The organism is Streptomyces sp. NPDC027663 (assembly GCF_055566415.1).
Map to the genome: position 1 here is coordinate 443,889 of NZ_JBVHSK010000003.1, position 26,831 is coordinate 470,719.

Sequence of the window (26,831 nt, forward strand, 5' to 3'; positions counted from 1 at the left end):
GCAACGAGGGTTTTGTCCTGGCCGGGGCGCCCTGCATGATGGCGGACCGGTGCCTTATCGCCGGCACCGGAAAGCCGTACCGTCGTCCGACAGTCCCGAAAGGCCCCTCGTGCCCAGCAAGAAGGCCCTCGTCCGCCGCCCCAGCCCCCGCCTCGCCGAAGGCCTGGTGACGCACATCGAGCGGGACAAGGTCGACGTGGGGCTCGCCGTGGAACAGTGGGAGGCCTACGTCGAGGCCCTGCGCACGCACGGCTGGGAGACGGTCGAGGTCGAACCGGAGGACGACTGCCCGGACTCGGTGTTCGTCGAGGACACCGTCGTCATGTACCGGAACGTGGCTCTGATCACCCGGCCCGGCGCCGAGTCCCGGCGGGCGGAGACCGCCGGCGTCGAGGAGGCGGTGGCCCGCCTCGGCTGCTCGGTCAACTGGATCTGGGACCCGGGCACGCTGGACGGCGGTGACGTCCTGAAGGTCGGCGACACGGTGTACGTCGGCCGCGGCGGACGGACCAACGCGGCCGGTGTGCAGCAGCTGCGGGCGGCCTTCGAGCCGCTGGGCGCCCGCGTGGTGGCCGTGCCCGTGACCAAGGTGCTGCACCTGAAGTCGGCGGTGACCGCACTGCCCGACGGCACGGTGATCGGGCACATACCGAAGATCGACCGTCCGTCCCTGTTCCCGGGCTTCCTGTCGGTGCCGGAGGAGTCCGGCGCACACGTGGTGCTGCTCGGCGGCGGCAAGCTGCTGATGGCCGCGAGTGCCCCCAAGACGGCGGAACTGCTGGCCGACCTCGGCCACGAGGTGGTCACGGTGGACATCAGCGAGTTCGAGAAGCTGGAGGGCTGTGTGACCTGCCTCTCGGTGCGCATGCGGGAGCTGTACACCTGATCGGGTGATCCTGTCGCGTCGGCAGCCCCGGGACCTGCGTGTCCCGGGGCTGCTCCGCATGCCTGTGAGCTGGCGTCCAGACGGCTGATCAGCAGTTCTTTACAGACGCCTTAACCTACGGCTTCGTAACCTACGGATTCGTAGCCTACGATCACGTAGGTTCCGGCACCGCTCGCCGGACCGTCCCCGTATCTCCCCCTTTTGTTCGGCGTCCCCCTGGAGTTCCCGTGACGATCACCTCCCCTCACCTCGGCAGCCCGTCCGCCTGGACCGACGCGCGGCTGCTGTACGCACTGGAGGAGGTGGTCGAGCAGGAACTGAACCGGCACCTGCAGGTCGCCAAGGACTGGATGCCGCACGAGTACGTGCCGTGGACCGACGGCCGTAACTTCCCGGGCCTGTTCGAGGACGGGGAGGCCTGGGACAAGGAGCAGTCCAAGGTCACGGAGCTGGGCCGGATCGCCCTGGTGGTCAACCTGCTGACCGAGGACAACCTGCCGAGCTACCACCACGAGATCGCCACGCTCTTCGGCCGCGACGGCGCCTGGGGCACCTGGGTGCACCGCTGGACGGCCGAGGAGGGCCGCCACGGCATCGTGATGCGCGACTACCTGCTCGCCTCGCGCGCGGTGGACCCGGACCAGCTGGAACGTTTCCGCATGGCACACATGAGCGAGGGCTTCGAGTCCGACAACCGGCACTCGATGCTGCACTCGGTCGCCTACGTCGCCTTCCAGGAGCTGGCCACCCGGATCTCGCACCGCAACACGGGCCACCAGTCCGGGGACCCCGTCTGCGACCGCATGCTGGCCCGCATCGCGACCGACGAGAACCTGCACATGGTCTTCTACCGCAACCTGCTCAAGTCGGCCTTCGAGCTGGCCCCCGACCTGACCATGCAGGCGGTCCGGGACGTCGTCGTGAACTTCCGCATGCCCGGCCACGGCATGCCGGGCTTCGAGCGGGCCGCCGCGCAGATGGCGATCGGCGAGGTCTACAACCTGCGCATCCACCACGACGACGTGCTGCAGCCGGTGCTGCGCTTCCTGAAGGTCATGGAGATCGACGGGCTCGGCCCCGAGGGGCGTCAGGCGCAGGAGGAACTCGGCCTGTTCCTGCGCGGGCTGAACGCGGAGGCCCTGAAGTTCGACGAGAAGCTGGCCGCGCGGAAGGCGCGGCTGGCGGCCCGCGCCGGAGGCTGACGCCCGCGTGCCCGGGCGGTCGGCCGGGGTCGTCCCGGACCGCCCAGGGTCATCGCGAACCGCCCAGGGTCGTCCCGGACGCGAGTCGACCCGGGCCGTCGGGGTCGTCGTACGGGAACGGCGGGCGGTGGTACGACGGGCGCCCGCGGTGTCAGCCTGCGGCGGTGCGCCTGATGGCGAGGCGCTCCTTCTCCGACAGGCCGCCCCACACACCGAAGCGCTCGTCGTTGGCCAGCGCGAACTCCAGGCAGGCCGGGCGCAGGTCGCACATCGCGCAGATGCGCTTCGCCTCGCGCACCGAGCTGCCGGGCTCCGGGAAGAAGAAGTCCGGCCCGGTCTGTGCGCACAGCGCCTGCGCCTGCCAGGTGTCGTCGGCCGGGGTGATGGTGTCGAAGTGCATGACCAGGAGCATGCCGCGCGGCGAAAAACGTTCCATCAACGCCGGCTCAACGGCGGTCCCAGGGCCTCCGGCCGCCTCGATGATGCTCCCTCCGGACCGGCGTGCGCACGGCGGCGCGCGGAGCCGGTGCGAAAACCGTGGGAACGCGCGCTGTCACACTGGGTGAGAGCGGAGCCGGTGCGGCGCGTCCCGGAACTCCGGCGGCGATCGTCGGTGGGCGGTGCCAGACTCGGCAGTGCACAGGACGGATCCCTGTCGAGGAGGGCCGAGATGCTCACCACCCGTTTCGTCACCGGTGCCCCCAACTGGATCGACGTCGGCACCCCCGACATGGACGGGGCCACGTCGTTCTACGGCGCTCTCTTCGGCTGGCGGTTCCGGTCGGCCGGGCCGGAGGCCGGCGGATACGGCTTCTTCCAGCTGGACGGCAGGACCGTCGCGGGCGGAATGCAGACCGGCGCCGGACAGGGCCTGCCGGCCTGGACGGTCTACTTCCAGAGCGAGGACGCCCAGGCCACCGCCGAGGCGGCCGAGTCGGCCCACGGCAGGGTGCTGGCGCAGCCGTTGGACGTGATGGGCCAGGGGCGCATGGCGATCCTCGCCGACCAGGCGGGCGTGCCGTTCGGAATCTGGCAGCCCGGCCGGACCAAGGGCGTGGACGTGGCGAACGAGCCGGGCGCGCTGTGCTGGGTCGAGCTGTACACGCAGGACATCGCGGCTGCCGCCGCCTTCTACCACCGGGTGCTCGGTCTGGAGACCTCCGGCGTGCCGTTCCCGGGCGGGACGTACACGTGCGTCAATCCGGCAGGCGGCGGTGACGAGACGATGTTCGGCGGCGTGGTGCCGCTGGCCGACGACCCCATCGAGGCCGGGGCGGGCCCGTACTGGCTGCCCTACTTCGAGGTGGCGGACACCGACGCCGTGGCCGGCCAGGCACAGCGGCTCGGCGGGACGGTGCGGATGCCCGCGACGACGCTGGAGGGCGTGGGCCGCATGGCCAAGCTCGCCGATCCGTACGGGGCCCGGTTCGCGGTGATCACGAGCGAGACGCCGCCGGGCTGAGCCGTCCGGCGGCGGTCACGCGGAGGCACGGCGTATCAGGGTCGTCGGCAGGACGACTCCGTTCGCCGCTGTGTCCGGGGCCCCGGCCGCCGGGCCCGGGCCGTCGCGGTCACCGGACAGGCCCCGGAGCAGCAGGCAGGCCATCAGCCGGCCCATCTCCTCGATGTCCTGACGGACCGTCGTCAGCGGTGGGTCGGCCTGCTCGGTGACCGGCACCATGTCGTCGAACCCGATCACCGCCACGTCCTCGGGCACCCGCCGGCCGCTCGCGCGCAGCACCCGCAGGGCGCCGAGCGCGGTGAGGTCGTTGGCCGCGAACACGGCGTCCACGTCCGGGCAGCGGCCGAGGAGTTCGCGCATGGCGTGTTCGCCACCGCCCGGGGTGAAGTCGCTCTCCACGACCAGCCGGGGATCGCTCTCGCCCAGGACTTCGGCCATGACGTCCCGGTAGCCGTCGAGCCGGTCCACCGCCGAGGTCTGGTCCAGCGCACCGGTGATGTGCGCGATGCGCCGGCGGCCGAGGCCCACGAGGTGCCGTACGGCCGAGCGGGCTCCGCCCCGGTTGTCGCAGTCGACGTACACCGGGCCCGGGTGGGCGTCCGTCCGGGCGGGTCCACAGCCGGCGGTCCGGGGCTCCTCGCCCCAGCCGGGGCGTCCGCCGAACACGGTGGGCACGCCGGCGTCCTGTATGAGTCCGGGCAGCGGGTCGTCCAGGTGCAGCGAGAAGACGAGTGCGCCGTCGACGTGGTTGCCGGCGAGATACCGCGCCACGCGCGCGTGGTCGGCGCGGCCCTCGATGAGGAGCAGCACCAGCTGGTTGTCGTGGGCGGTCAGCTCCTTGCTGATACCGCGCAGCTGGAGGGCGAAGAAGGGGTCGGCGAAGACCCGGGTCTCGGGCTCGGCGATGACGACGGCGACGGCGTCGTGCCGCTTGGTGACCAGGCTGCGCGCGGCCTGGTTGGGCACGTACCCGAGTTCCTCCACGGCCTTGCGGACCCGTTCGGCCAGGACCCCCCGGACCCCGTCCCCGCCGTTGACGACCCGGGAGACGGTCGCCCGGGACACCCCGGCCCGCGCGGCCACGGCCTCCAGTGTGGGACGGGACACTGCCTCGGTCACTGCGGGACTCCTCATCGGCGGCGGGAGATCAGAATAGCCGCGCAGCGCTGCGTCAGAAGGGCCCGGAACGGGGTTGCCCGGCCGTTGTCGGTGGTGTGCGGCATGCTGTGATCCGTGAGCGTGCAGCCGATGGCCGCAGCGCGCGACGCCCCGTCCTGGTCGCGCGTCCGCCGCATCCGGCCGCCACACACCGCCAGCCCGTCCGAGGGGCTCCGCCCCGGTGCGCCGGGGCGGAGCCGTCAGGACGTCTCCTCCCGCCGGGCCCGGCTCGGCTGCACGCGTTTGGGCTCGCCGGGCATCTTCGGATACTCCGGCGGGTACGGCAGGTCGCCCAGGCCGTGGTCGTGCTCGTCCTGGCGGGCCAGTTCGAGCAGGGCGTCCAGGGAGTAGGCGTGGTCGTCCATGTCGGCGTGCACGTCGCCGACTTCGGCGAACCGGGCCGGCATGGTGGCGAGGTCGAAGTCCTGGGGATGGGCGACGCCGACCTCCTCCCAGCGCAGGGGAGCGGAGACGGGCGCGTGCGGGCGGGGGCGTACGGAGTAGGCGGAGGCGATGGTGCGGTCGCGGGCCGTCTGGTTGTAGTCGAGGAAGATACGGCGGCCGCGTTCCTCCTTCCACCACTTGATGGTCACCTGCTCGGGCATCCTGCGTTCCATCTCCCGGCCCACCGCGATCGCGGCGCGGCGCACCTGGGTGAAGGTCCAGCGGGGTTCGATCGGGACGAAGACGTGCAGGCCCCGGCCGCCGGAGGTCTTCGGCCAGCCGCGCAGCCCGCCGAACTCGTCGAGGACCGCACGCAGTTCGTGGGCGGCGTGGACGGCGTCGTCGTAATCGGTGCCGGGCTGCGGGTCGAGGTCGATACGGAGTTCGTCGGGGCTGTCGACGTCGGTGGCGCGCACCGGCCAGGGGTGGAAGGTGAGGGTGCCGTACTGGGCGGCCCACACCACGGCGGCCTCCTCGGTGGGGCACATCTCGTCGGCGCTGCGCCCGCTGGGGAAGGTGATGTGGGCGGTCGGGATCCAGTCGGGCATCCCCTTCGGGGCCCGCTTCTGGTAGAACCACTCGCCGCCGACGCCGTCCGGGTAGCGCTCCAGGGTGGTGGGGCGGTTGCGCAGGGCACGCAGGATGCCGGGGCCGACGGCCGCGTAGTAGCGGGCGAGGTCCAGCTTGGTGAAGCCCCGCTCCGGGAAGAACACCTTGTCCGGGCTGGACAGCCGTACCGTCCGGCCGGCGACCTCCAGTTCCACCGCATCACCCATGCGGCCACGGTAGGCGCACCCCGCACAGCTCGCATACCGGGCGAAGCGGTATGTATGCGAGCAGAATCGGACCATGGATCTGCCCGTCATGCCGCCCGTGAAGCCCATGCTCGCCAAGTCGGTGGCGAAGATTCCGCCGGGCATGCACTACGAGGCCAAGTGGGACGGGTTCCGTTCGATCGTGTTCCGGGACGGGGCCGAGGTCGAGTTGGGCAGTCGTACCGGGAAGCCGTTGACCAGGTACTTCCCAGAGCTGGTCACGGCGCTGAAGGAGCGGGTGCCCGAGCGGTGCGTGCTGGACGGGGAGATCGTGATCGCGCGGGGCGGCCGGCTGGACTTCGACGCGCTGACCGAGCGGATCCACCCGGCGGCCTCCCGGGTGCGGATGCTGGCCGAGAAGACGCCGTCGTCCTTCGTCGCCTTCGATCTGCTGGCCCTGGACGACCACGCTCTGCTCGACGTGCCGCTGACCGACCGCCGCGCGCTGCTGGACCGGGCCCTCGCCGAGGCGACGCCGCCGGTGCACCTGGCGCCGGCGACGACCGACATCGAGGTGGCCCGGCAGTGGTTCGAGCGGTTCGAGGGCGCCGGTCTGGACGGGGTCGTCGCCAAGCCGCTCGACCTGCACTACCGGCAGGACGAGCGGGCCATGTTCAAGATCAAGCACGAGCGGACGGCGGATGTCGTGGTGGCCGGGTACCGCTTCCACAAGAGCGGACCGGTGGTGGGCTCCCTGCTGCTGGGTCTGTACGACGACCACGGCCGGCTCCAGCACGTCGGCGTGTCGGCGGCCTTCGCCATGAAGAAGCGGGCCGAACTGGTGGAGGAGCTGGAGCCGCTGCGCCTGGCGGACGTGTCCGGTCACCCCTGGGCCGCCTGGGCGGACGAGGCCGCGCACGAGACCGCCCGGCTGCCGGGCGCGCCGAGCCGCTGGTCGGGCAAGAAGGACCTGTCGTGGGTGCCGCTCCGGCCGGAGCGGGTGGTCGAAGTGGCGTACGACCACATGGAGAACGGCCAGCGGTTCCGGCACACGGCGCGCTTCCGCCGCTGGCGCCCGGACCGTACGCCGGAGAGCTGCACGTACGCGCAGTTGGAGGAGCCGGTGCGCTACGACCTCGCGGAGATTCTCGGCGAGAAGGACCGCGACTGAGTCACGGCACCCCACGGCACCCCTCAGGGGCGCGTACCGCGACCGGCCCCACGTCGCCCCTACGGCTGCATGAGGATCTTGACGGCGCCGTCCTGCTTGCGCTGGAACATCTCGTACGCGTGCGGCGCCTCGGCCAGCGGCAGCCGGTGCGTGGCGAAGTCCTCGACGCCGAGCGGGTCCTCGTCGGTGAGGAACGGAATGATCTTGTCGCTCCAGGTGCGCACGTTGGCCTGGCCCATGCGCAGCTGGATCTGCTTGTCGAAGAGCGTGAGCATCGGCATCGGGTCGGCCGTGCCGCCGTAGACACCGCTGAGCGAGATGGTGCCGCCGCGGCGGACCAGGTCGATGGCCATGTGGAGCGCGCCGAGCCGGTCGATGCTGAAGCGTTCGGCGAGCGGCCCGCTGAGCTTGCGCGGCATGAGCGCGGTGGCCGTCTGGGCGAGCTTGGCGGCGTGGCTGCCGTGGGCCTCGGTGCCGACGGCGTCGATCACGGCGTCCGGGCCCCGGCCGCCGGTCTCGTCCTGGATCGCATGGACCAGCGCCTTCTCGTCGTCGAAGGCCCTGAGGTCGTACGTCTCCACGCCGCGCCGGTTCGCCCTGGCGAGCCGCTCGGGCACCAGGTCGACGCCGAACACCCGTTCCGCACCGCGGGCCTTGGCGATCCGGCAGGACATGTCGCCGATCGGGCCGAGCCCGAGGACGGCGACGGTGCCGCCGGGCGGGACGGCGGCGTACTCGACCGCCTGCCAGGCGGTGGGCAGCACGTCGGAGAGGTAGACGAACCGGTCGTCGGGCGGGCCCTCGGGCACCTTGATCGGGCCGAAGTGGGCCTGCGGGACGCGCAGGTACTCGGCCTGGCCGCCGGGGACGGCGCCGTACAGCCGGGTGTAGCCGAACAGCGCGGCGCCCATGCCCTCGCCGGTGACCTGGGTGGTCTCGCACTGCGTGGGCAGCCCGGTGTCGCACATGAAACAGTGCCCGCAGGCGATCTGGAAGGGAACCACGACACGGTCGCCGGGCCGTAGGTTCGTCACTTCCGAGCCGACCTCCTCGACGATGCCCATCGGTTCGTGTCCGAGGATGTCGCCGGGGCTCATGAACGGGGTGAGCACCTCGTAGAGGTGCAGGTCCGAGCCGCACAATCCGGTCGATGTGATCCGGATGACGGCGTCCGTGGGTTCCTCGATCCGCGGGTCGGGCACGTCCTCGACCCGGACGTCCCGGTGGCCCTGCCAGGTGACTGCCTTCATGGGGTCGCACTCCCTTGGTCGCGTGTGCCGGCGTCCTGTGCGGTGGCGCCCGGGTACCCGTGCCCACCGGCACCGAATCCCGGCCGGCACGGTCCACGCGGACCGGTCACGCTCATGCGACCGGACGCCGGGTGGGTGGAACAGGTGGAGGGCAGCCCGCCGGGCTTCGCCGGCGGGCGGTGTGAGGGGTGTTCGTACCGGCGCGGTGAGGACGCGGTCAGCCCTGTGCGGCCAGCGGCTCGGCCGGGTTGCGCAGGGCCTCGGCCGCGTCCGCGACCCGGCGGATGAGGTCGAAGAACACGGTCTGTTCGTCGGCGGAGAGCGGGGCGAGGAACACCTGGTTCATCCTGGCGGTGCGCACGCTCAGCTTGCGGTGGCTGCGCAGCCCCTCGTCGGTGAGGCGGAGCAGGAAGCGGCGGCCGTCCTGCGGGTCCCGCGCCTTGTCCAGCAGCCCTCGGCGGCCGAGCCGGCTGATCACCTCGGCGATGGTCGAGCGGTCCAGGCCCACCCGCTCCCCCACGGCCCGCTGGTCGAGCCCCGGCTCGGCGACGAGGGCGTTCAGCACGGCGAACTGCGGCGAGGTGATCTCCTCCGAGACCATCGTGTTCCACAGCAGGTAGTGCGCCTGCTGGAGCCGCCGGGCCAGATACCCGGGATGGGCGGCGAGGTCCACCGCGGCCATGTGCGCTCCCCTGGTCGGTTCGTTGGTGCACTGAACGATACCCACCGCTCACGGCGGTGTCTCACCTCGGCTGCTCGCATCTCCCCAGTCCTTGACGGCCCGAACCTCCGGTGGCAGCGTGAGCAGCACCTCGCCGAAATGGTCAGTGCGCTGATTAATTGAAGAGATGAGGCTTACGGATGGACAAGGTGGTCCCTACGGCCGCGGAGGCGGTGGCCGATGTGCCGGACGGCGCGTCGCTCGCCGTCGGCGGGTTCGGGCTGAGCGGCGTGCCCGACGTGCTGATCGAGGCGCTGTACGAGCGCGGCGTCGGCGGGCTGAGCGTGGTGTCGAACAACTGCGGGGCCATGGAGTCCGGGCTGGCGGTACTGCTGGCCGCCGGGCGGATCGCCCGGGTGACCGGCTCCTACATCGGCGCCAACAAGGAGTTCGCCCGCCAGTACCTGGCCGGCGAACTGGAGGTGGAGTTGATCCCGCAGGGCACTCTGGCCGAGCGGCTGCGGGCCGGCGGCGCCGGGATACCCGCCTTCTACACCCCGGCCGGGGTCGGCACCCAGGTCGCCGAGGGCGGACTGCCCCTGCGGTACGACGGCTCCGGCGGAGTGGCGCTGGCCTCGCCGCCCAAGGAGGTACGGGAGTTCGACGGCGAGGAGTACGTGCTGGAGCGGGGCATCCGTACCGACTTCGGGCTGGTCCGCGCCGCGCGCGGGGACCGGCACGGGAATCTGGTGTTCAACAAGTCGGCCCGGAACTTCAACCCCCTGGCCGCCATGGCCGGCCGGATCACGATCGCGGAGGTGGAGGAGCTGGCCGAGCCCGGCGAGATCGAGCCGGACGCGGTGCACCTCCCGGGGATCTTCGTGCAGCGGGTCGTGGCGCTCACCCCGGGGCAGGCGGCGGACAAGCGCATCGAGCAGCGGACGGTGAGCAGCTGATGGCCTGGACACGAGAGGAGATGGCCGCCCGCGCGGCGCGAGAGCTGCGGGACGGGCAGTACGTCAATCTGGGCATCGGCCTGCCGACGCTGATCCCGAACCACCTGCCGCCGGGCGTGGAGGTGGTCCTGGAGTCGGAGAACGGCATCCTCGGCACCGGCCCGTATCCCACCGAGGAGGAGATCGACCCGGACCTGATCAACGCCGGCAAGGAGACCGTGACGGTCCTGCCGGGCGCCTCCTTCTTCGACTCGGCGCTGAGCTTCGCGATGATCCGGGGCGGGCACATCGATGTGGCCGTGCTGGGGGCGATGCAGGTGTCCGCGGGCGGGGACCTCGCCAACTGGGCGGTCCCCGGAAAGCTGATCACCGGGATCGGCGGCGCGATGGACCTGGTGCACGGCGCGCGCAGGGTCGTCGTCGTCATGACGCACACCGCGAAGGACGGCTCCCCGAAGATCCTGGAGCAGTGCACGCTGCCGCTCACGGGCAAGGCGTGTGTGAACCGGGTCATCACGGACCTGGCGGTGCTGGACGTCACGGAGACGGGGCTCGTCCTGCTGGAGACCGCGCCCGGAGTGAGCGTCGAGGACGTCGCCGCCCGCACCGCCGCCGGCCTGACTGTCGCCGAGAACGCGCAACGGCCCGTGGAGAACGCGGCACGGTCCGTCGCGGAGAACGCGCTGTGAACCCAAAAGCGGCAGGTGTGCCCGTGCCTCTCACCCAGCAGCACGTCGACCGGGAGATCGCGGCCGGGCACACCGCCCACCAGAAGCGGGTCGCCGGCGGCGCGCCCGTCGAACAGCCGAGGTCCTGCGCGTGCACCCCGCCGCGATGCGCCGCAGCCTCGGCATCACCCGGGGCCTGATCGTGTCGGAACGGCTGTCCGCCGCCCTCGGCTCCGTTCTCGGCCGTACCCGCGCCGCGGCGCTGCTGCCCGAGCCGGCCCGCCGCGCCCGGGCCGAAGACCGCCCGCTGCGCGAACTGCTCGCGGAACAACGAGAGTTGGACGGCATCGACCTGGCCGCTCGTTCCCGCCTCGCCCGGACCGGCGGCCGGCACTGTGCGGCTGCCGGCCGCGGGCCGCGCGCTCAGCGCAAGCCGCGGCCCGTCTCCAGCACTTCTCGTGCCTGGGCGACCAGTCCCTCGGCACCGCAGGAGCGGGCGAGGTCCAGGCCGCGGTTGAGTTCCGTGACCGAGCGGGCGGCGATGCCGTACTCGACGCGGGCCGCCGCGTGCTCGTACTGGCAGGGCGAGGCCTCCAGGTACGTGACGGCCTGAGCGGCGAGCTGGACCTGGCGCTGACCCGTCTCCAGGGCGGCGGCGCAGCGCAGGGCCTCGCCGATGGCGGTGTCCGTGCCGAACCGTTCGGCCTGCCGGCGGGCATCGGCCGCGAGCTGGGCGGCCCGGGCCGGGTCCGAGCCGGCGAGGGCCTTGGCGAGGTCGATGGACCAGGGCGCGAGGACGGGATTGTGCCCGCCGCGCGAGGTGGCCGTCTTCTCGGCGGCCTCCAGCTCGTTGATGCCCTCCTCGGTGCGGCCGACGGCGAGCAGCAGCCGGCCGCGCACGGAACGGATGTCGGGCAGCACGATGGTGGACGGGTAGGGCGGCGCAAAACCGTACTGTCCGGCGACCGACCAGGCTTCGTCCACCCGGCCCCGGGCGAGCAGCGTGTCGACCAGTCCGCAGGTGGACGACCAGTACAGCGGCAGGCGGCGGCCGACGCGTTCGGCGAGCACCAGGCCCTCGCGCAGGGTGGACTCGGCGTCGCGCAGCCGGCCCTGCCTGCGGTAGGCGAGCCCGAGGAAGGCGTTGGCCAGGGAGAGGTGGCCGCCGCGCCAGCCGGCTCCGGTGTAGACGCGCCGGGCCTCGGCGAACAGGCTCTCGGCACGGTCCAGCCGGTCGGCATAGGCGTACGCGCTGCCGAGCATCATCAGCAGCTCCATGCCCCACTCGGTGTCGGTCCAGCCGAGGCCTGGCGCGAGGCGGCCGTTGACGAGGGCACGGTCGCACAGTTCGAGCACCTCGTCGGCGCTCTCGCCGTGGGTCATCGCGTCGAAGCCGCGCAGGATCAGCAGGGCGCGTTCGGCGTTGTCGCGGCCGGTGCAGGTGTTCGCCAGTTCGGCGAGGCGCCGGGAGCGGGCCGGGGAGACGGTCTCGCCGTGGATGTTCTCCCACATGAATTGGAAGGCCTGCAGCCGCATCCGGACGGGGCTCGACTCGTGCCGTGCGGCTTCGGCCTCGACCGTGCGGACGGCCTCCTCCAGCTGGTCGTTGTGGAGCAGCGCCTGGGAGAGGCGGACCACGGCGTCGACGCGCTCGTTCCCGTCGAGGCCGGGCATGGCGAGCGCACTCTGCAGGTGGTCGAGGGTGACCGCGGGGTTGGTCAGGAGGGTGGCGCAGCCGAGTTCGTAGAGGACGTGTGCGTGCACCTCGGGGACCGGCGGCTCCTCCAGGGCGCGTTCCAGGCAGCGGCGGGCCGCGTCGGGCGCGCCGACGGCGAGGTGTTCGCGGGCGGCCTCGCGCAGCTGCTCGACGAGTTCCTCGTCGTCGTCCGGGTGCACCTTCAGCAGGTGCCGGGCGGCCTCGGCCGCGCTGCGGCCCATCTCGGTGATGAGCTGCGCGGCGACGCCGTGCATGGCGGTGCAGACGCCGGGCGGGATGGAGTTGTAGACCGCGGTGGCGATGAGCGGGTGGACGAACTCCAGCCCGCCGTAGACGGGTTCGGTGCCGACGGCCGGGTCGGGTCCGGTGAGGATGCGGGCGGTGCAGAGCAGTTCGGCGCAGCGCCCGGCCAGTTCGTCGTTCATGGTGGCGAGGCGGGCGACCATCTCGACGGAGATGCCGGTGCCGAGGATGGCGGCGGCCCACGCGAACCGGGTGGCTTCCAGACCGAGGCCCTTGAGCCGGTCGACCAGTCCGCCGCCGCGGGCCGCACGGTTGAGGGCGCGCAGTTCGGCGGCCTGCGCCTCGACGGGCTGGAGTTCGCTGTCCTGCACCTTGGCGAGGAGTTCGACGGTGTCGTAGGGGTTGCCGCCGGTGACGGCCCAGACCTCGCGGCAGAACGGGTCGTCGGCGTGCCGGCCGAGGGTGGCGCGGGTGAGCCCGGCAGCGGCGTCCGGGGTGAGGGCGCTGAGGTTGTGGACGGGACGGCCCGCGGCGGCGGCCACCGCCTCGAGGTGCCGGGCACTGTCCCCGCTCACCTCGCCGGGCCGGCGGGCGACCACGACGAGGACCGAGACGTCGTCCAGGCGTTCGGCGAACGCGGCGAGCCAGCGCAGGGTCTCCTGGTCGGCCCAGTGCGCGTCGTCGAGGAGCAGCACCAGCGGCCATTCGCGGCGGGCGAGCCGGCGCACGGCGGCGACGAGCCCGTCGCAGACGTACTGCGGGTCGGCGTTGCCCTCCTGAGGGTCGGCTATACCGAGGGCGGGGCCGGCGATGTCGTACCAGTCGCCGAGGTACTCGCGGGCTTCCTCGGGCATCAAGGACAGCAGTGCGGGCTGGAGCAACTGCCGTACCACGTTGAACGGGACGGACTTAAGCGTCTCGGCGCCGCGGGCGGACCAGACGGTGCAGCCGCGGTGTTCGGCGATCCGGCGCAGCTCGCTCAGCAGCGCGGTCTTGCCGAGTCCCGCCTCGCCCCGGAACACCAGCAGGCTGCCCGCGGACGACTGGTCGGCACACAGGACGTCGAGTGCCTGCCTGGCGGTGTCGATCTCGGCGTCCCGCTCCCACAGGGAAGCCGAGGCAGCCGCCGGCGGCCGTCCCTCCGTCATCCCGTTACCTCCCCAGGTCGCCCGAATGACGTACAGAGCACGAGCGTAGCCGCCCGGTCGGGCGTGTGGTGGCAGGTCGTGCACGCAGTTGCCCGGGCGGGTGAAAGAGGGGCCCGGCAGGCGACGCGGAGGCCGCTGCGACCAGCGGACGGAGCGTCAACCGAGTCCTCCGCCCCCTCCCGGGGCCGCGGCAGGGGGCCGGGCGGGAGGAACTGCGCGGAGATTCCGGGCGAAAGGGTGCGGTCCGCAAGGCCGGCGGCGGATCCGGTCATCCCGCTTGCACCGTCGCCTCATACGGTGGGGCCATGACGCAGGTGACTCCCCCCGGGTGGTACCCCGACCCCGGGCAGACGAACGACGGTCCGCCCACCGAGCGCTGGTGGGACGGCACGGCCTGGACGGACCGGACCCGCCCCGCCGGGACGGCTGCCCAGTGGGGTCCCCCGGCACAGCCACTGCCCGCCGGTCCGGGGCAGCCGCTGCCGGCGGGCCCGGGGCAGCAGGCCGGCCCGGTGCCCGCCGCTCCGGCGGGGTTCGGCGCGCACCCGGGGTACCCGGCGTATCCCGCTCCTCCGGCGGCCGGGCCCCGGCGCGGACTGCGCAACGGCATAGCCGTCGCGGTGACGGCCGCGGTACTGGTGTGCATAGGGGTCGGCGTGTACGCCCTCACCGAGGACGACGGCGGCACCGGCGGCCGGGCGGGGTCGCAGCAGGGGCCGGGAGGCGGGCAGGACGGCGGCCGGGGCGGACCGTTCGGCGGGCCCGACGGCTCGGGCGGGACCGGGGACTCCGGAGGTTCGGGGGGTTCCGGCGGCTCAGGAGGTTCGGGGGGCTCGGACGGCTCCGGCGGCGCCTCGCCGTCCCCGGGTCAGTCCGCGCCGCCGGAGATCAAGGGCGGCGGCACGGTGCACGATGGGGTCAACGGCGTCAGCCTGCCGGTGCCGAAGGGCTGGACCGGGCAGGCGACCCGCGTCGGCGCACAGGTGGAGTCCGGCGACACCTACACGTGCCCGGGTGACTCGGCCAAGACGTGCAACGCGGGCGGCGCCTACACGGTCCCGGCCGAGAGGCTGGGCATCACGGCCGGCACGGCCGAGCAGGTCGCCAAGGCGGACATCGCGGCCAACGCCGAACTGGCGTACGGCAGTACCGCCTACGGCAGCATCACCAGGCACGAGGTGCTGGCCTCCGAGGCCGTGACGGTGGCGGGGCAGAAGGGCTATCTGGTGCGCTGGAAGGCGGTCACCAGCAAGGGCGCCGACGGCTACGCGGAGTCGGTCGCGTTCCCGTCCCCCGGCGACGCCCGGCGGATGGTCGTGGTGCGCTTCGGCGTGGACGTCGGGCAGAAGCAGTCCGTCATGGACGAGATCCTGAAGGGGATCAAGGTCTCGTCCGGGGGCGGGAGCGGCCAGAACGTCTGAGAAAGCGGACCGGCCGGATGGGATTCCCCTCCGCTCAAGAGGAACCCCACCCGGCCGGGGGTGCGCGCCGCCCCCGTCCCCACGGTGCGGCGCGGGCAGGTCACCGTTCAGTCATCCCGTGAACGGCGGCCTGGGTCTCAGGTCAGCCCGAGTGCGGGCAGCACGGCGGCCTCCACGAATCGGGCGAGGTAGTCGGAGTCGGCGTACTCGCCGCAGAGCACCGGCCGCACGCGCAGGACGCCGAACATCATGGCGGGCACGTACTCCACCGCCGGGTGGCCCGCCCGGATCTCGCCCCGGGCCACGCCCCGCGCGAGCATCTCCTGCAGCGCGGCGATCTCCGGGTCGACCAGCGCCTCGCGCAGCGCCCGGGCCAGTTCCTGGTCCGAGGTCACCGCATGTCCCAGTGCCTGGAGCAGCTTGGTGTCCTTGCCCGACCAGTCACCCGCGGCCCGCGCGGCCTGGCGCAGGTCCTCGGCGAGCGATCCGGTGTCGATGCCGGCGAACCGCACCCGGCGGCTGGCACGCAGCGCGGCCGCCACGAACTGCGGCTTGGTCTTCCACTGCCGGTAGAGCGTGGACTTGCTGCACCGGGTGCTGGCCGCGACGCCCTCCATGGTGACGGATTCGTAGCCGCACTCACGGATCTGTTCCAGCACGGCGTCGAAGAACTCCCGCTCACGCTCGGGCGTGATCTTGGAGCGGCGCGAGGCGACGACCGTCTCCGGTTCGTCCGCGGCCTGCGACGTCATGTGCTGCTTCCCCTCTCTGGTGCCTGTTCTCCAGTGTGTCGCACATCAATCGATACGCCAGTGTACCGGTACTCAGCCGTATCGGTACACTGGCGTATCGGTACGACAACGTATCGATGGGTTGCCCGCACCGGCGACCCGCACGCACCACCGCGCACCACCACATGAACCACCAAACGCACCACCACACGCACCACCGTCAGCGAAGGGGCCGGGGGATGAATGCCCGAACCGAGCCTGCGGAGGCGGAAGCGGAGCCGGAGACTTCGGCACGCCCGCCTCTGATACGTGAGTTCCTGCTGGTCGCCGGATTGTTCCTGGTCTACAAGCTGGGCCGGCAGCTGGCGACCGGCCATACCGCGCAGGCGTTGCACAACGCCCGCCGGGTGTGGCACCTGGAGCGGGTCGCGCATCTCCCCCACGAGAACGCCGTGCAGTCCGCACTGCTGCACGGCGACCCCCTCGTCCACCTGGCGAACACCTACTACGCGACCGTCCACTTCCCGGCCACGCTCGCCTTCCTGGTCTGGCTGTATCTGCGGCGGCCCGCGCACTACGTCTGGGCCCGGCGGGTCCTCGCGGCCGTCACCACGGCCGCCCTCGTGCTGCCGTTCACCTTCCCGCTGGCCCCACCGCGGATGCTCACCGGCACCGGCCTGGTGGACACGGCCCGCCTCTACGGCCCGTCCGTGTACGGCCCGCCGTCCAGCGACCACCTGTCCAACCAGTTCGCGGCGATGCCGTCGCTGCACTTCGGCTGGGCGCTGATGGTGGCGATCGGCCTGATGGCGGCCACCCGGTCCCGGTGGCGCCCGCTGTGGCTGCTGCACCCGCTGATCACCCTGCTGGTGATCGTCGGCACGGCGAACCACTACTGGCTGGACGCGATCGTCGCCACGGCCATGCTCGGCCTGGCCCTCGCCGTCATCCATCCGCCGCGGCGCACGGCCGTCACGGCCGTGCACGGCACCGGCCGGCTCACCGCACCCGAGCCCGTCCTGGCGGGAGCGGGCCGATGAGCGCCGCAGCCCTGGCCGCCCTCGCCCTGTCCCTCGTGTCGGCCGTGGCCTACGCCCTGGCCGCCGTCGCCCAGGAACGCCTCGCCTCGCGCAGCGCCGGCACCGGTCTGGTGCGGCTGCTGGGCACCGGCGCCTGGTGGTCGGCGGTCGGGCTGAACGGCGCCGCCGCACTGCTGCACGTCGTCGCCCTGAAGTACGGCCCGCTGACCGTCGTCCAGCCGCTGGGCGCGCTCACCCTGGTGGCTGCCGTGCCGCTGGGGGCGCGGGCGGCCGGGCGGCTGGTCAGTGCGGTGGAGTGGCGCGGTACGGCGCTGACCCTGCTCGGGCTCGCCGGGCTGCTGGTCGCCGCCTCCGGGCCGGCGCCCGCCCGGGTGCTGTCCCTGACGGAGGCCCTGGCGGTCGCCGGTACGACCGCCGCGGCGATCGGCCTGCTGTCCCGGCCCGGCGCCCGGCCGGGTCTGCGGCACGCCACCGCGTCCGGCTTCGCGTCCGGTGTCGCCTCCGCCCTCACCCAGACGGTGACCGTGGCGGCCACGGACCGCTCGGGACCGGTGCTGAGCACCGAGGTGATCGTGGTCGCCGTACTGGTCGCCGCGTTCGCGGTATGCGGGCTGCTGCTGTCGCAGACGGCCTACCGCGGCGGCCTCGGCGCCCCGCTGGCCGTGGTCACGCTCGCCAACCCGGTGGCAGCCGCGGTGATAGGTCTCACCCTGCTCGGACAGGGGCTGCAGGGCGGTGCCGCCGGGGTGCTGCTGGCCGTGGCCGGCGCGGGACTCGCCGCGTGCGGGGTGGTGCTGCTCACCCGGGCGACCCCCGGAACCGGCTGCGCCGCGCCGTCCGGCGAGCACGACCAGCTCGACCAGCACGACGAGCACCCGGTGGCGGCCGTGCTGGCGCTGGAGCCCGCGACGGCCACGGCCGAACCGGCGCTCGTGCCGCGGCAGAAGGACCAGCCGGGGCATCTCACGGCCCTGTGAGCACACACGGAAGCGGCCGGTGCACGGGAGCGATCCACGCGCACCGGCCGCCGTCGCCGTACGATCCCGGGCCGGTCAGCCCCAGCCCCGCGCGTCCTGCTTGAGGGCGGTGTCGACCGTCAGTGCCGTCGCCACCACGAGGCTCAGCAGCGGCTCGGGCAGCTGATAGTGGATCTGCAGCACGTAGTTGTCCGCAGTCGTGAACAGCGTCTTGGCGAGGCCTTCCCAGGTCTTGGTGATCCGGGCGACCTCGTTGTCCGCGTGGTCGACGATCGCGAAGTTCCAGGCCCGCCAGTTCTCCGCCTTGATCGCGCCGACCTGCTGGCCGTTCGCCATCATCGCGAAGTTGATCTTGCCGATCATGTTCTTCTGGACGATCTCGCCGATCTGCGAGCCGTCGGGGCGGCTCACGATCACCCGGGACTTGAAGATCTTCGCGGGCCGGGTCAGCAGCAGCTGCGGCTGACCGTGGGCGTCGCGGATCTCCAGCTTGTGGGTCAGGAACTGGTCGAGGCTGGAGACGAAGCGCAGGATCTTGCGCAGCACGCCCTGGCCGACCTGGGTGACCGAGCCGATCTCACGGCCGCTCTGATCCATGACCTTGTACTCGTTGGTCAGCTCGATCAGCTTGGCCTTCTGGTTCACGACCAGGACGGGCTCGGTGAACAGGGTGCCGCCGCCGGGGCCGCCGGCCGCGACGCCGGCCTGCTTCTGTACCTGGCGCTGCACCTTGGCGTCGCCGGTCTGCTGCTGGGGGAAGGAGGCCTGCTGGGCAGGGGCCTGCTGCGGCGGAGCCTGCCCGGCGGGCTGCTGGGCCGGGTTGGTGTGCTCGGTCCACTGCGTGCCGTCCCAGTAGCGGAGCGTCTGGGCCGCCCCGTGCGGATCCGGGTACCAGCCTGCAGGAGTGTTCGATTGCGTGGTCACCGGGGCACACTACCCTGCTCTGACCGGTACCTGACCAGCCCGTACGGAGCGGTCTTCATCGCCCGTTCACCCCGTCACGATCGCCGGGTCGCTGACGCCGGGCAGCCCGTTCTCGACGTGACCGGCGAAGCCGCGCAGGAAAGCCGGGTCGGCGTCGCAGGTGACGGTCAGGTCGTACCAGCGCTTGCTCGCCGCCAGAGCGACCGTCTGCTTCACGGTCGCGCCCGGCCGGACGGACACCGTGACGGGGCTGCCGCCGTAGCCGTCGGCCACCTTCAGGCTCACCGTGCCGGAGCCCTTGTTGGTGAAGGTGAGTTCGACGTCCTCGCCGACGTGACGGGCCCTGACCTCGGGGCCGGCCACCTTGTTGCGGCCCTTGAAGACGCGCAGGAAGCCGTTGGGGCCGTGCACGGCCAGGTCGTAGTTGCCGCCGGAGTAGACCGAGTTCCAGGTGTCGGCGAGCGTCTTGCCGGCCTCCGTGGTGTACGTCCAGGGGCCGTCGGTGCGGCTGTTGGACGTGACGAGGAAGGCCGCGCCCGCGTTCGCCCCCGAGGCGAACGTGAGCGTGAACTTGCCGGCCGTGGTGTCCGCCGCACCGTCCACCACCGGGGCGTACTTCAGCGGGCGGGTCGGGCGGCTGCCGGGCTCCTGCTTGGGCAGGGAGGGGGTGGCGGGCGGCTTGGGCACGTAGTCCGGGTGACGGTCGTGGTCGGGGGGCAGGTAGCCGGCCGTGGAGGGCAGCGCCACCGGCGCGATGTCCTGGCGGGAGAAGTCGAAGGCGCTGGTCAGGTCGCCGCATATGGCGCGCCGCCACGGCGAGATGTTGGGCTCCTGGACACCGAAGCGGCGCTCGACGAACCGGATGATCGAGGTGTGGTCGAGGGTCTCGGAGCAGACGTAACCGCCCTTGCTCCACGGCGAGACGACCAGCATCGGCACCCGCTGGCCGAGCCCGTAGGCACCGGCGACATGGCTGCTGTCGCCCTTGAACAGGTCCAGCGTCGGGGCGACCGTCGACTTGCCCTGGGCGGCGGAGGCCGGCGGGTAGGGCGGGACGAGGTGGTCGAAGAAGCCGTCGTTCTCGTCGTAGGTGATGAACAGCGCGGTCTTGCCCCACACCTCGGGGTTCGAGGTGAGTGCGTCCAGCACCTGCGAGACGTACCAGGCACCGTAGTTCGCGGGCCAGTTGGGGTGCTCGGTGAAGGCCTCGGGGGCGACGATCCAGGAGACCTGGGGCAGCCGGTCCGCCTGGACGTCGGCCTTCAGCCGGTCGAAGTAGCCCTCGCCCTTGCGGGCGTCCGTGCCGGTGCGGGCCTTGTCGTACAGCGGGTCGCCGGGCTTGGCGTTGCGGTACTTGTTGAAGTACAGGAGCGAGTTGTCGCCGTAGTTGCCGCGGTAGGCGTCGTTGATCCAGCCCCAGCCGCCGGCCGCGTCCAGGCCGTCGCCGATGTCCTGGTAGATCTTCCAGGAGACCCCGGCCTGCTCCAGGCGCTCGGGGTACGTCGTCCAGCCGTAGCCCTTCTCGTCGTTGCCGAGGACCGGACCGCCGCCCTTGCCGTCGTTGCCGGTGAAGCCCGTCCACATGTAGTAGCGGTTGGGGTCGGTGGAACCCATGAACGAGCAGTGGTAGGCGTCGCAGACGGTGAAGGCGTCCGCGAGGGCGTAGTGGAAGGGGATGTCGTCACGCGTCAGGTACGCCATCGTGGTCGAGCCCTTGGCGGGCACCCACTTGTCGTACTTGCCGTTGTTGACGGCGGTGTGCGTGTCGTTCCAGCCGTGCGGGAGGTCCTGGAGGAAGGCCAGACCCAGGTCGTCGGCGTCCGGGTGGAAGGGCAGGACGTCCTTCGTGCCGTCGGACTGCTTCCAGACGGACCGGCCGTTCTGCGTGACCGCACGAGGGTCACCGAAGCCGCGGACGCCCCGGAGGGAGCCGAAGTAGTGATCGAAGGAACGGTTCTCCTGCATGAGGACGACGATGTGCTCGACGTCGTCCACCGATCCTGTGCGGTAGACGGCGGGCAGGGCCGCCGCGCGCTGGATACTGCTGGACAGTGCCGTGAACGCCGTGGTGGCGCCGGCAAGTTGGAGAAAGCGCCGCCGGTTGACCTCGGGCATGGGTGAGGGTCCTCTCGTCCTGACGTACGGGATGCCGTCACATGACGGAATCTGCGCGGAGCGAGTGTTCCAAGAGCAGCAAACGTCAGGGAAGGGTCTGGTGTCGCCGATGTGAAACTCGGCGGTCCGTGCGGTGCGGGTACGGCGGTGCGCTCCTGGCCCCGGGAGGGGGCCAGGAGCGCACGGGAGGCACGTCAGGGCGTCTGATACGCCTCCACCTCGCTGAACTGACCTGCCGGCCAGCCGGTGTTGGCGCTCACGGTCAGGCGCAGGTGGCGCAGGTTCGTGCCGCTGGGCAGCGACACGGTCGCGGTGTTGCCGGTGGCCGGGTCGAAGCGGTAGCCCTGCGCGCCCACGACGGTCGAGTAACCGGAGCCGTCGGTGCTGCCGAGTACCGTGATGGTCTGGGTACGGGCGCCCCAGGCCGAGGACGGCGGCAGCTTCAGCACCAGGCGGCGCACGGAGTAGGAGGAGCCGAGGTCGACGGTCCAGGACTGCGGGAAGGCGTTGTTGGCGGACTCCCAGTACGAGTTCGCGTCACCGTCGGCCGCCTTGCCCGGCGTGTAGACGTCCTGGGAGCCGGTCGCGGAGGCCGGGCGGCCCTTGGCGAGGTTCCGGTTCGGGTCGGGGTCGGGGTTGCCCTGTCCGGGCTGGGGCCAGGTGGAACAGTCCGCCCAGGTACCGGACCAGCCGGAGTTGCCGCCGCCGTCGGTGAGCGCGAACGAACCGGAGTTCGCCGGGTAGGGGCAGTTGTAGACGCCGGCCGCCCCGACCTGGGTCGCGGTGACGTTCTTGAAGGTGGCCGCGCCCTGCGCCTCGGCCTGGACCACGACCGTACCGGTGTTCCGCACGGTCGCGCCGGTCACGTCGACGTTCTTCACCGCGTAGCCGCGCCCGCCGCCCGAGACGAACTCGAACGCGCTGTACGGGCTGTCGAGGATGGTGGTGTCGGTGATGTCGACGTTCGCGTTGACGGCGCTGTCGTAGGAGTCGACGCGCAGCGCGCCCATCGGGTGGTTCCAGTTGGGGTTCATCGCGCCCGCACGGACGAGCGTGTTGCCGTCGACCGTGATGGTGCCGGCGAGCGGGTGGAAGGGGTCGAGGAACTTCTGGTTGGAGATGGCGATGCCGCTGCCGAGGGCGTTGGTGTCGGAGATCAGGTTGTTGCGCACGGCGATGTCGGTGCCGCCGTAGACGGCGATGCCGTTGGCGAGGTTGGGCTGCGAGATGGTGTTGTTCTCGAAGCTGGAGTCGGTGTCCGGGGCGTAGAGCGACCACATGGCGAGGGAGTCGTCGCCCTGGTTGCGCAGGAAGTTGTTGCGGACGCGGACGCCCTTGGCGGAGCCGTTGAGGTTGAGGCCGTCGGCGGTGGTGTCGAGGATGCGGCTGTTCTCCACCACCAGGTTGTCGTTGTTGCCCATGAGCCACAGGCCGACCTTCAGGTGCTGCAGCCACATGCCGGAGACCGACGAGTCCGGGCCCAGGGAGCCGTTGACGAAGTTGTCGGGGTTGGAGTCGACGCGTTCGGTGACCTCGCCCATGACCGCGAAGTCCTTGATGTGGACGTTCCCGGAGGAGCTGGACTGGTCGATGAAGCGGGAGGTGTGCACGACCGAGTACCAGCTGCCGGCGCCCTGCAGGGTCACGTTCTGCACGCCGCTCAGGGAGGAGGTGATGCGGTAGTCACCCGGCGGGATCCAGACCGTCCCTCCCCGGGCGGCGGCGATGGCGTCCCGGAACGCCTGGGTGGAGTCGCCGTTGCCGCTGGGGTCGGCGCCCTTGGAGACGACGGACACCGAGCCGGCGGGCCGGCCCGCGGCCGCGGCCACCTGCTCGAGGTCGGCGACGTCGACGGTGACCTGGACGCCCGCCGCCTCGACGGCCACCTTGTCGCCGGCGTGGACGGTCTGCCCGAGCAGCAGCCGGGTGTTGTCGAAGAAGTGGTGTGTCTTCGCGCCGGGGATCCAGCCGGTGTCGATGTACGAGTACTTGGCGGTCACCGGGAGCGTCTTGGCGAGCCTGGTGCCGTTGACGTACACGTTCAGCGCGCCGGACTGGCCGTCCGGGACGCTGTAGGCGATGTTCAGCGCGTCGGCCGTGCGCGGCGCGGTGAACTCCACCCGCTGTCCGGCGGAGAGCCGGACGGCCTGGCGGCCGGAGGCTTCCGAGGCGAGGGTGCCCTGGGTGTAGTCGGGTCCGATCCTCGTGCCGCCGGTGGTCGCCGACTCGGCCTCCACCGAGGTGAACGGGAGCGTGGCGCCCGCTGCCGCGTGGGCGGCCGGGGCGACGGTGACGAGCATGCCGGCGGCGAGGGCGACGACCGCCCCGATGGCGGGCATGCGCCTGACATGTCTGGCGGTGCTGCGGTGCATGTGCTGATCCCTTCGTGGTGGGGGTGCGTGGGATAGCAAGGTGCGTACGGGCGGAACTCAGGCGCGCAGCCAGGCCGCCGTGTCCTGCGGCAGCCGGCCCGAGCCGTCCAGGGGGCCGCTGCCGAGCAGGAGCCGGGAGTGCGCGGGGAGTTCGAAGGGCGTGGGCGCGAGGTTGACGACGCACAGCACTCCGTCCGCGCGGGAGAAGGCGAGCACGCCGTCGGGGGCGGGCAGCCAGGTCAGGGGGCCGTCGCCGAACTCCGGACGGAGGGAGAGGGCCGTTCGGTAGAGGTTGAGCACGGAGTGGGGGTCCTGCCGCTGGCGGTCGACGGCGTACGAGGGCCAGTCGGCCGGCTGCGGCAGCCAGGGCTCCTCCCGGGAACCGAATCCCGCGTACGGCAGGCCGGCGGCCCATGGCAGCGGCACCCGGCAGCCGTCGCGGCCGGGGTCGGTCCCCCGGGAGCGGAGGTACATCGGGTCCTGGATGCGGTCGGCCGGGATCTCGGCCTCGGGCAGGCCCAGTTCCTCCCCCTGGTAGAGGTACACCGCGCCGGGCAGGGCCAGGGAGAGCAGGGCGGCGGCCCGCGCCCTGCGGGTGCCGAGCGCCGGATCGGCCGGCGTGCCGAAGGCCTTGGTGGCGAAGGCGAAGGCGGTGTCCTCGCGGCCGTAGCGGGTGACCGTGCGGGTGACGTCGTGGTTGCACAGCACCCAGGTGGCCGGGGCGCCGACGGGCTCGTGCTCGGCGAGGGTGGTGTCGATCGAGGTGCGCAGCCGGGTGGCGTCCCAGGGGCAGGACAGGAAAGAGAAGTTGAAGGCGGTGTGGAGTTCGTCGGGGCGCAGATAGCGGGCGAAGCGCTCGGGGTCGGGGAGCCAGACCTCTCCGACGAACACACCGTCGTACTCGTCCGCCACACGCCGCCAGGAGCGGTAGATGTCGTGCAGCTCGTCGCGGTCCACGAAGGGGTGCGGCTCCGGGTGCGCGGCGAGGTCGGGGAGGTCCGGGTCCTTGGCGAGGAGGGCCGCCGAGTCGATGCGGACGCCGGCGGCACCCCGCTCGAACCAGAAGCGCAGGATGTCCTCGTGCTCCTGGCGGACCGCCGGGTGGGCCCAGTTGAGGTCGGGCTGTTCGGGGGTGAACAGGTGCAGGTACCAGTCGCCGTCGGGCAGCCGGGTCCACACCGGTTCGGTGGAGCCGGCGAACTGCGACGGCCAGTCGTTCGGCGGGAGTTCGCCCCGCGCGCCGCGGCCGGGCCGGAAGTGGAACAGCTCGCGCTCCGGGCTCCCCGGCCCGGCGGCGAGCGCCGCCCGGAACCATGGGTGCTGGTCGGAGACATGGTTGGGCACGATGTCGACGATCGTCCGGATGCCCAGCTCCCCCGCCTCGGCGATCAGCTTCTCGGCCTCGGCGAGGGTGCCGAAGGCCGGGTCGATGGCCCGGTAGTCGGCGACGTCGTAACCGCCGTCCTTCAGCGGGGAGCGGTACCAGGGGGTGAACCACAGTGCGTCCACGCCGAGTTCGGCCAGGTACGGCAGCCGGGCGCGGACGCCCGCGAGGTCGCCGGTGCCGTCGCCGTCGCCGTCCGCGAAGCTGCGGACGTACACCTGGTAGATGACGGCGGAGCGCCACCAGTCACGGTTCTTCCGGGCATGGGTGGGCTGTCCCACTGAGCTTGCCTTTCTCTGGGCGGGGCGGCTGGTCAGCCCTTGGTGCTGCCCGCACTGATCCCGGCGATGATGTGCCGCTGGAAGACGAGGAACAGCGCGACCATCGGGATGCTGGCGATCACCATCGCGGCGATGAGCACGGTGAGCTGGATGTTCTGCGACAGCTGGACCAGGGCCACGCTGATCGGCTGCTTGCCGGTGTCGGAGAAGACCATCAGCGGCCACAGGAAGTCCTGCCAGACGGCGACCAGTGCGAAGATCGACACCACGCCGAGCACCGGCCGGGACATGGGCAGGACGACGGACCACAGGATCCGCAGCCTGCCGGCGCCGTCGATCTCGGCGGCCTCCAGCACATCGCGCGGCAACTGGTCGAAGAACCGTTTGAGCAGATAGAGGTTGAAGGCGTTGGCGACCGCGGGGAGCCATATGGCGAGGGGGTCGTCGAGCAGGCTGGTGTGGATCAGGGGCAGGTCGGCGACCGTCAGGTACTTCGGCACGACCAAGGCCTGCGCCGGGACCATGAGGGTGGCGAGGACGCCCCCGAGGATCACCTTGCCGAAGGCGGGCTGCAGCCTGGACAGGGCGTAGGCGGCGGCCGTGCAGAAGACGAGCTGGAAGGCCCAGGCGCCGGCCGCCTGGACGACTGTGTTCAGCAGGTGCCGCGGGAGCTGCATCAGGTCCCAGGCGGCGGTGTAGCCGCCGGGGTGCCAGTGCTCCGGTACCAGCGTCGGCGGGGTCCGGGCCACCTCGTCCGGGGACTTCATCGCGCCGGTCACCATCCAGTAGACCGGGAAGAGGAACGCGAGTGCGAAGAGGACGACGACGGCCGTGAACACCGTCCAGTAGACGGCCTTTCCGCGCGGGCGGGCCAGGGTGGCCGGGGAGATCAGGGTGCGGGTGCTGCTCATGCGTCCCCCTCGGAGCGGGTGAGCCGCAGGTAGACCGCGGAGAATGCGCCGAGCAGGAGCAGCAGCATGACGCTGAGGGCGCAGGCGCCGCCGAAGTCGTTGTAGAGGAAGGCGTACTTGTAGATGAGGTAGAGGACGGTGACGGTCGCGTTCTCCGGGCCGCCGCCGGTGATGACGAACGGCTCGGTGAACACCTGCATGGTGGCGATGATCTGAAGGAGCATCAGCATCAGGATCACGAACCGGGTCTGCGGGACCGTGACGTGCCGGATGCGCTGGAGCAGGGTGGCGCCGTCCAGTTCGGCGGCCTCGTACAGCTCGCCGGGGATGGACTGCAGGGCGGCCAGGTAGATGAGGACGGTGCCGCCCATGTTGGCCCAGGTGGCCACGATCACCAGGGAGACGAGCGCGGTGTCGGCGCCGTTGGACCAGTTCGACGTGGGCAGGTGCAGGAAGCGCAGTGTCTCGTTGGCGAGGCCGGCTCCCGGGTCGTAGAACCACTTCCACAGCAGGGCACTGACCACCGGCGGGATCATCACCGGCAGGTAGACCACGACTCGGAAGAACGCCCTGGCGTGCCGCAGTTCGTTGAGGACCAGGGCGAGCACGAAGGGGATCGCGAAGCCGATGAGCAGGGCCAGCAGGGTGAAGGTGAAGGTGTTGCGCCAGGCGGCGGTGAACTCGGGGTCGTGCAGGACCCGGGTGAAGTTGTCGGTGCCCACCCACTCGGGCGACGAGCCCGGGGTGTACTCCTGGAAGGCGATCACGACCGCGCGGACCGCCGGGTACCAGGAGAACAGGGCGAAGCAGATCAGGCCGCCGAGGAGGAAGGCGTAGGCCCGGGACTGGTCGATCAGGCGGCGCCGTCTGCGGTCCCCTGCCGCGGGCCGCGCCGGTGCCGGGTGGACGGCGGCTTGTGCCGGGGGCTGCCGCTCGGCCGTCTTCGTCATGGCG

At 71.9% G+C, this 26,831-nt stretch carries 23 protein-coding genes; 10 read left to right on the top strand and 13 right to left on the bottom strand.

The features are described 5' to 3' along the window. Positions 1-109: 109 nt before the first annotated feature. Both ddaH and ACZ4SF_RS11325 read left to right on the top strand, forming a co-directional pair. On the top strand, positions 110-886 hold the full coding sequence (gene ddaH / locus ACZ4SF_RS11320; protein WP_468381461.1) for a dimethylargininase: 777 nt from the start codon (positions 110-112) through the stop codon (positions 884-886). 227 nt (positions 887-1,113) lie between these two features. Continuing rightward, positions 1,114-2,088: an acyl-ACP desaturase gene (locus ACZ4SF_RS11325; protein ID WP_468381464.1), complete on the top strand. Its 975-nt coding sequence runs from the start codon at positions 1,114-1,116 to the stop codon at positions 2,086-2,088. A 151-nt stretch (positions 2,089-2,239) separates the two neighbouring features. Here ACZ4SF_RS11325 and ACZ4SF_RS11330 read toward each other — a convergent pair whose 3' ends face one another. Continuing rightward, positions 2,240-2,488 carry a WhiB family transcriptional regulator gene (locus ACZ4SF_RS11330; RefSeq protein ID WP_468382495.1) on the bottom strand — a complete coding sequence of 83 codons (249 nt, stop codon included), beginning with the start codon at positions 2,486-2,488 and terminating at the stop codon, positions 2,240-2,242. Between the two features lie 270 nt (positions 2,489-2,758). On the opposite strand from ACZ4SF_RS11330, the gene ACZ4SF_RS11335 reads away from it, so the two are divergent. Continuing rightward, on the top strand, positions 2,759-3,550 hold the full coding sequence (locus tag ACZ4SF_RS11335; RefSeq protein WP_468381467.1) for a VOC family protein: 792 nt from the start codon (positions 2,759-2,761) through the stop codon (positions 3,548-3,550). Positions 3,551-3,565: 15 nt separating this feature from the next. On the opposite strand, the gene ACZ4SF_RS11340 is transcribed toward ACZ4SF_RS11335, so the two are convergent. Both ACZ4SF_RS11340 and ligD read right to left on the bottom strand, forming a co-directional pair. Continuing rightward, positions 3,566-4,669 carry a LacI family DNA-binding transcriptional regulator gene (locus ACZ4SF_RS11340; RefSeq protein WP_468381469.1) on the bottom strand — a complete coding sequence of 368 codons (1,104 nt, stop codon included), beginning with the start codon at positions 4,667-4,669 and terminating at the stop codon, positions 3,566-3,568. 239 nt (positions 4,670-4,908) lie between these two features. Beyond that, a complete protein-coding gene (gene ligD / locus ACZ4SF_RS11345; RefSeq protein ID WP_468381472.1) occupies positions 4,909-5,928 on the bottom strand; it encodes a non-homologous end-joining DNA ligase in 1,020 nt (339 codons plus the stop codon). 73 nt (positions 5,929-6,001) lie between these two features. Between ligD and ACZ4SF_RS11350 the strand changes: the two genes are divergently transcribed. After that, complete coding sequence (locus tag ACZ4SF_RS11350) at positions 6,002-7,078, top strand: ATP-dependent DNA ligase (protein ID WP_468381475.1); 1,077 nt, start codon at positions 6,002-6,004, stop codon at positions 7,076-7,078. 59 nt (positions 7,079-7,137) lie between these two features. Here ACZ4SF_RS11350 and ACZ4SF_RS11355 read toward each other — a convergent pair whose 3' ends face one another. Next, positions 7,138-8,328 (bottom strand): zinc-dependent alcohol dehydrogenase, encoded by a 1,191-nt coding sequence (locus ACZ4SF_RS11355; RefSeq protein ID WP_468381478.1) that lies wholly within the window; start codon positions 8,326-8,328, stop codon positions 7,138-7,140. Between the two features lie 217 nt (positions 8,329-8,545). Further along, a complete protein-coding gene (locus ACZ4SF_RS11360; RefSeq protein ID WP_468381481.1) occupies positions 8,546-9,010 on the bottom strand; it encodes a MarR family winged helix-turn-helix transcriptional regulator in 465 nt (154 codons plus the stop codon). Between the two features lie 179 nt (positions 9,011-9,189). On the opposite strand from ACZ4SF_RS11360, the gene ACZ4SF_RS11365 reads away from it, so the two are divergent. From ACZ4SF_RS11365 to ACZ4SF_RS11375, 3 genes are read left to right on the top strand one after another with little or no spacing between them, the layout of a single operon-like run. Continuing rightward, the gene (locus ACZ4SF_RS11365) at positions 9,190-9,945 is read left to right on the top strand and encodes a CoA transferase subunit A (RefSeq protein ID WP_468381484.1); all 756 of its coding nucleotides are present in this window, start codon (positions 9,190-9,192) and stop codon (positions 9,943-9,945) included. Next, positions 9,945-10,634 carry a CoA transferase subunit B gene (locus ACZ4SF_RS11370; RefSeq protein WP_468381487.1) on the top strand — a complete coding sequence of 230 codons (690 nt, stop codon included), beginning with the start codon at positions 9,945-9,947 and terminating at the stop codon, positions 10,632-10,634. The genes ACZ4SF_RS11365 and ACZ4SF_RS11370 overlap by 1 nt, the downstream gene beginning before the upstream one ends. 23 nt (positions 10,635-10,657) lie before the next feature. Further along, entirely contained in the window at positions 10,658-10,813 is a 156-nt protein-coding gene (locus ACZ4SF_RS11375; RefSeq protein WP_468381490.1) for a hypothetical protein, read from the top strand. 223 nt (positions 10,814-11,036) lie between these two features. On the opposite strand, the gene ACZ4SF_RS11380 is transcribed toward ACZ4SF_RS11375, so the two are convergent. Beyond that, a complete protein-coding gene (locus ACZ4SF_RS11380; RefSeq protein ID WP_468381493.1) occupies positions 11,037-13,721 on the bottom strand; it encodes an ATP-binding protein in 2,685 nt (894 codons plus the stop codon). A gap of 305 nt (positions 13,722-14,026) precedes the next feature. Here ACZ4SF_RS11380 and ACZ4SF_RS11385 point away from each other — a divergent pair, with 305 nt between their 5' ends. After that, the gene (locus tag ACZ4SF_RS11385; RefSeq protein ID WP_468381496.1) at positions 14,027-15,142 is read left to right on the top strand and encodes a DUF2510 domain-containing protein; all 1,116 of its coding nucleotides are present in this window, start codon (positions 14,027-14,029) and stop codon (positions 15,140-15,142) included. A 137-nt stretch (positions 15,143-15,279) separates the two neighbouring features. Here the strand turns inward: ACZ4SF_RS11385 and ACZ4SF_RS11390 are convergent, their stop codons facing one another. Further along, entirely contained in the window at positions 15,280-15,894 is a 615-nt protein-coding gene (locus ACZ4SF_RS11390) for a TetR/AcrR family transcriptional regulator (RefSeq protein ID WP_468381498.1), read from the bottom strand. A gap of 218 nt (positions 15,895-16,112) precedes the next feature. Here ACZ4SF_RS11390 and ACZ4SF_RS11395 point away from each other — a divergent pair, with 218 nt between their 5' ends. Both ACZ4SF_RS11395 and ACZ4SF_RS11400 read left to right on the top strand, forming a co-directional pair. Further along, positions 16,113-16,913 carry a phosphatase PAP2 family protein gene (locus ACZ4SF_RS11395; RefSeq protein ID WP_468381501.1) on the top strand — a complete coding sequence of 267 codons (801 nt, stop codon included), beginning with the start codon at positions 16,113-16,115 and terminating at the stop codon, positions 16,911-16,913. Further along, positions 16,910-17,890 carry a hypothetical protein gene (locus ACZ4SF_RS11400; protein ID WP_468381504.1) on the top strand — a complete coding sequence of 327 codons (981 nt, stop codon included), beginning with the start codon at positions 16,910-16,912 and terminating at the stop codon, positions 17,888-17,890. Before ACZ4SF_RS11395 ends, ACZ4SF_RS11400 begins: the two co-directional genes overlap by 4 nt. Before the next feature lie 75 nt (positions 17,891-17,965). Here the strand turns inward: ACZ4SF_RS11400 and ACZ4SF_RS11405 are convergent, their stop codons facing one another. The 6 genes from ACZ4SF_RS11405 to ACZ4SF_RS11430 form a co-directional block, all read right to left on the bottom strand. Continuing rightward, the gene (locus ACZ4SF_RS11405; RefSeq protein ID WP_468381506.1) at positions 17,966-18,814 is read right to left on the bottom strand and encodes an LURP-one-related family protein; all 849 of its coding nucleotides are present in this window, start codon (positions 18,812-18,814) and stop codon (positions 17,966-17,968) included. Positions 18,815-18,880: 66 nt separating this feature from the next. Then, entirely contained in the window at positions 18,881-20,929 is a 2,049-nt protein-coding gene (locus tag ACZ4SF_RS11410; RefSeq protein ID WP_468381509.1) for a phosphocholine-specific phospholipase C, read from the bottom strand. 194 nt (positions 20,930-21,123) lie between these two features. Then, positions 21,124-23,301: a galactose-binding domain-containing protein gene (locus tag ACZ4SF_RS11415; RefSeq protein ID WP_468381512.1), complete on the bottom strand. Its 2,178-nt coding sequence runs from the start codon at positions 23,299-23,301 to the stop codon at positions 21,124-21,126. Positions 23,302-23,358: 57 nt separating this feature from the next. Further along, complete coding sequence (locus ACZ4SF_RS11420) at positions 23,359-24,966, bottom strand: glycoside hydrolase family 13 protein (protein ID WP_468381514.1); 1,608 nt, start codon at positions 24,964-24,966, stop codon at positions 23,359-23,361. Positions 24,967-24,998: 32 nt separating this feature from the next. Beyond that, positions 24,999-25,877, bottom strand: a complete 879-nt coding sequence (locus ACZ4SF_RS11425; RefSeq protein ID WP_468381518.1) for a carbohydrate ABC transporter permease — start codon at positions 25,875-25,877, stop codon at positions 24,999-25,001. Beyond that, entirely contained in the window at positions 25,874-26,827 is a 954-nt protein-coding gene (locus ACZ4SF_RS11430) for a carbohydrate ABC transporter permease (RefSeq protein WP_468381521.1), read from the bottom strand. The genes ACZ4SF_RS11425 and ACZ4SF_RS11430 overlap by 4 nt, the downstream gene beginning before the upstream one ends. Positions 26,828-26,831 lie beyond the last annotated feature (4 nt).

Bases quoted from the DNA above. Each gene is read 5' to 3' on its own strand.
- ACZ4SF_RS11330 (WP_468382495.1), bottom strand. From the start codon at position 2,488: ATGCACTTCGACACCATCACCCCGGCCGACGACACCTGGCAGGCGCAG.
- ACZ4SF_RS11335 (WP_468381467.1), top strand. From the start codon at position 2,759: ATGCTCACCACCCGTTTCGTCACCGGTGCCCCCAACTGGATCGACGTC.
- ligD (WP_468381472.1), bottom strand. From the start codon at position 5,928: ATGGGTGATGCGGTGGAACTGGAGGTCGCCGGCCGGACGGTACGGCTG.
- ACZ4SF_RS11350 (WP_468381475.1), top strand. From the start codon at position 6,002: ATGGATCTGCCCGTCATGCCGCCCGTGAAGCCCATGCTCGCCAAGTCG.
- ACZ4SF_RS11355 (WP_468381478.1), bottom strand. From the start codon at position 8,328: ATGAAGGCAGTCACCTGGCAGGGCCACCGGGACGTCCGGGTCGAGGAC.
- ACZ4SF_RS11360 (WP_468381481.1), bottom strand. From the start codon at position 9,010: ATGGCCGCGGTGGACCTCGCCGCCCATCCCGGGTATCTGGCCCGGCGG.
- ACZ4SF_RS11365 (WP_468381484.1), top strand. From the start codon at position 9,190: ATGGACAAGGTGGTCCCTACGGCCGCGGAGGCGGTGGCCGATGTGCCG.
- ACZ4SF_RS11370 (WP_468381487.1), top strand. From the start codon at position 9,945: ATGGCCTGGACACGAGAGGAGATGGCCGCCCGCGCGGCGCGAGAGCTG.
- ACZ4SF_RS11380 (WP_468381493.1), bottom strand. From the start codon at position 13,721: ATGACGGAGGGACGGCCGCCGGCGGCTGCCTCGGCTTCCCTGTGGGAG.
- ACZ4SF_RS11385 (WP_468381496.1), top strand. From the start codon at position 14,027: ATGACGCAGGTGACTCCCCCCGGGTGGTACCCCGACCCCGGGCAGACG.
- ACZ4SF_RS11390 (WP_468381498.1), bottom strand. From the start codon at position 15,894: ATGACGTCGCAGGCCGCGGACGAACCGGAGACGGTCGTCGCCTCGCGC.
- ACZ4SF_RS11395 (WP_468381501.1), top strand. From the start codon at position 16,113: ATGAATGCCCGAACCGAGCCTGCGGAGGCGGAAGCGGAGCCGGAGACT.
- ACZ4SF_RS11400 (WP_468381504.1), top strand. From the start codon at position 16,910: ATGAGCGCCGCAGCCCTGGCCGCCCTCGCCCTGTCCCTCGTGTCGGCC.
- ACZ4SF_RS11410 (WP_468381509.1), bottom strand. From the start codon at position 20,929: ATGCCCGAGGTCAACCGGCGGCGCTTTCTCCAACTTGCCGGCGCCACC.
- ACZ4SF_RS11415 (WP_468381512.1), bottom strand. From the start codon at position 23,301: ATGCACCGCAGCACCGCCAGACATGTCAGGCGCATGCCCGCCATCGGG.
- ACZ4SF_RS11425 (WP_468381518.1), bottom strand. From the start codon at position 25,877: ATGAGCAGCACCCGCACCCTGATCTCCCCGGCCACCCTGGCCCGCCCG.
- ACZ4SF_RS11430 (WP_468381521.1), bottom strand. From the start codon at position 26,827: ATGACGAAGACGGCCGAGCGGCAGCCCCCGGCACAAGCCGCCGTCCAC.